Genomic DNA, 3,508 nt, shown 5'->3' with positions numbered 1-3,508 from the left:
CGGCCGGGGCCGGGGTCGTACCTCAGCCGACGGACATCCCGACGCCGGAGCCCACCGAGCTGCTGCCCGACGAGATCGTGCTCGACGAGGACGCCGGGGAACCCGACGGCGCGCTGACCGCGAGCGTCCCCGGCTCCACGGACTCCACCGACCCGACGGATCCCACCGACCCGACCGATCCCACCGACCCGTCGGATCCCCCGGCTCCGACGCCCGCCGACGTGGCGGTCGAGCTGCCGACCGGCGGTCTGGCGCTCGAGGCCGGCCTGGGCGGTCAGGAGCTCGCGGTCGTCGTCCGCAACAACGGCGGGACGGCGGCGACGGACCTCGTGGCCGAGGTGACGCTCCCGGAGGGTGTCGTGCTCGACGGCGTCGCGTCCGCCGCCTTCTCCGGGCTCTCGGCCGGGCGGTTCGCCGTGACGGCGTCTGCCGGCTGGGTGTGCGTGGCAGGCGACGGGACGAACCTGGCGCGCTGCACGCTCGACGCCCTGCCGGCGCGGTCGACGTCGGTCCTGCCGCTGCGCGTCTCCATCCACGAGTCGTTCGACCGGTCGGACGGCGAGATCGGTCTGCGTGTCCTGGGCGCCGGCATCCAGTACGTCGCGCCGCCGATCCGGCTGGTCATCGCCGCGTCGCCCGCCCGACTGACCCTGCGCACCGCGCCCGCCACGATCCCGCTGGTCGCCGGACGGACCCGGCAGCTGGACCTCCCGGTGGCCAACGTGGGCGGCACCGGCCTGCCCGCCGGTGCGGCTGCGGTGTCCGTCGTCCTGYCCACGGGTGTCACCGGCGCCGCCGCACCCGGCTCGGCGTGGACCTGCAGCGGGACCACCGCGCTCGACTGCCGGACGGTCGCCGTCGGTGCTCGCGCGGACGCACCCCTGTCCCTCCGCCTCACGGCGGGCTCGCCCGACGTCCTGACCGCCCGCTCGCTCGTGCTCCAGTTCGCGCCGAGCGGTCGACTGTCGTCGGAGACGGTGACCGTGCCGTTCACGCTGCAGCGTCCTGCCGCTCTGGCGGTCAGCGGCCAGCATGCGGCGGTCGTCGCGCTCGGCACCCCCACCACCGTGCCCCTGACGGTCACGAACACCGGCGAGCTGCCGGCCGAGGGCGTGCAGGTGACGCTGCGACCGGACGGCCTCGGCTTCGGCTCGCCGGCGACTGTGAGCGGCGCATGGAGCTGCTCGGCGGGCACGGCCCCGACCGTCGTGTGCACGGCGGCGCGGATCGACCCCGGTGCCACGCTCCAGCTGCCCCTCACCGTGCAGGCCGTCGCGGGTGCGTTCCCGGCAGGTGGCGGTGTCGTCACGGTCCAGGCTCAGGCGCCCGACGCTGACGCTGCCGCCCCGTTCCTGGTGGCGGTCGCCGTACGCGGGCCCGTCCTCGCCCTCGGCCAGCACGATCCCGAGGTGCTCCTGCGGACCGGCGGCACCGGTGAGGCGACCTTCACGGTGACGGCGACCGGCGCCGACGCCGCCGGGACGGTCGCCACCCTCCGCCTGCCCGTCCAGGTCTGGGCCGTACCCGGCGCCGCCGCGGATACCGGGTGCACCGTGTCGCCGAACCGACGCACGGTCACCTGCGCCCTGGGCACGGTGGAGGTGGGCACGCCCGTCCAGGTGACCGTCCGCGTCACGTGGCAGGGGAGCGCCAGGGAGAACGCCTCGGTCACGGTCACCGCCGCCGGCGCCGCGGAGGTGCGGGCAGAGAAGCCGGTGCAGACCGCGTCGGCCGGGCTGGACGTCCGTGCGAGCTTCGCGCACGCCGACGTGACCGAGATCGGTGCACCGCTGCTGTCCTGCAACCCGGCCGCGCCGGAGTGCGTCTCGGCACTCACCAAGGGCGACCGCGACAACAACTCGCTCACCATGGTGCCGCTCGACGAGGCACCCCCCGCCCCGAAGACGCCACGCACGAAGGTGCCGGTGTCGTCGACCGCGCGGCTCGTCGTCCCGGCCGGACGAGAGATCGTCTTCGCGGGGCTGTACTGGTCGGCCAACGTGGGCGAGCACGACAAGTTCAGCGACCCGCTGGAGTCGGCCCGGCTGCGCGGACCCGGAGGGACGTACACGGATGTCACCGGCACGGTGATCGCCCAGCCCACCGACAACGCGAGCCGGCAGTACTACCAGTCGTTCGCGGACGTGACGGACCAGGTCAAGCGCGGCGGCGCGGGCGACTGGTCGGTGGCCGACGTGGCCGTCAGCAAGACCGCGACCGACAAGGACCGGACCTACTACGCCGGCTGGTCGATGGTCGTCGTCTACTCCGACCCCGGCTCGGCCGCCTCGGTGACGGTGTACGACGGCGGTAAGTGGATCGGGACGTCGGCCGCGGCGGCCGCGTTCGAGTTCGCCGCCGAGGCGGGCAGCACCGCCCGGATCGGCGTCGTGGCGTGGGAGGGCGACCGCACCAGCGGCGGTGACCGTCTCGTGCTGGGCGACACGTGCCTGGGGAGCGCGCACCCCCTCGTGCCGTCCGGTGGGGTGAGCGGCAACGCGTTCGACTCCACCGCGACGGGCTGGCGAGCGGCCAACTCGCTGGGCACCGATGCCAAGGGCTTTGCCGAGGTGACGCTCGCGTGCGACGTCAGCTCGTTGACCGCCACGACGACCGGGGACCAGTACCTCATCGGCGCGATCACCCTGCGGTCCGCGCCCCCGGTCGGCTGACCTCAGACGGAGCTGTCGGTGACGGCGGCGACGGCCGCGTCGACGGGCACGACGCCCCCGACCAGCTCCAGGGTCAGCCCCGCCGACCGCGTCTCGTGCAGGAGGGCCACCAGCACCGCGGCCACGTCGGCTCGGGTGACGGAGCCGCGCGGGACGGACGAGTCGAGGAGGACCGCACCCGTCGGGTGCTCGTTCGTGAGCGCACCGGGGCGCAGGATCGTCCAGTCGAGGTCGCGCGTCCGCAGGTCGATCTCGGCGGCGCGCTTGGCGACGAGGTACGCCGCGAACACCTCGTCGGTCCCCGCCGGTGGTGGTGCACCGGCTCCCATCGACGAGACGAGGACGTAGCGGCGCACGCCCGCCTGCTCGGCGCCGTCGGCCAGCAGCGCGACGGCGGCACGGTCCACGGTGTCCTTCCGCGCGGCGCCGCTGCCCGGGCCGGCCCCTGCCGCGAACACGACGGCGTCCGCACCGGAGATCGCCTCGGCCACGTCCAGCGCGTTGGCGCGCTCGAGGTCGAGGACGACCGCCTCGGCACCGTCCGCGGAGACGTCGTCGACGTGCGCGAGCTGCCGGACCAGCGCGACCGGGACGTCCCCCCGCGCGGTGAGCCCGCGGGACAGGAGTCGCGCGATCTGACCGTGGCCCCCAGCGATCGCGATGCGCATGCCCTCCACGGTAAGGACAGGTGCTCCGACCTGCGACCGGGGGAGTGTGCTCAGCCGGCGTCGCCCGAGTCGGCGAGGACGTCGAGGAGCCGCAGGTGGCTGAGCCGGTCGCCCAGGCGGTGCACGTCGTCGGAACCGGCCGGCGCCAGCGAGAGGGCGGTGTAGGTG

General features: G+C 74.9%; 1 protein-coding gene and 1 pseudogene. One reads left to right on the top strand and one right to left on the bottom strand.

The genetic code is table 11. The features are described 5' to 3' along the window. A pseudogene (locus AC1DUQ_RS19445) lies at positions 1–2,672 on the top strand (hypothetical protein); the annotation flags it as partial. A 2-nt stretch (positions 2,673–2,674) separates the two neighbouring features. Here AC1DUQ_RS19445 and AC1DUQ_RS19440 read toward each other — a convergent pair. Then, on the bottom strand, positions 2,675–3,340 hold the full coding sequence (locus tag AC1DUQ_RS19440) for an SDR family oxidoreductase (RefSeq protein ID WP_477060830.1): 666 nt from the start codon (positions 3,338–3,340) through the stop codon (positions 2,675–2,677). Positions 3,341–3,508 lie beyond the last annotated feature (168 nt).

The organism is Cellulomonas sp. P4_B5_2 (assembly GCF_056402235.1).
Note: the sequence above shows the minus strand (reverse complement) of the source record. Positions and strands in the feature narration are given on the sequence as shown.

Bases quoted from the DNA above. Each gene is read 5' to 3' on its own strand.
- AC1DUQ_RS19440 (WP_477060830.1), bottom strand. From the start codon at position 3,340: ATGCGCATCGCGATCGCTGGGGGCCACGGTCAGATCGCGCGACTCCTG.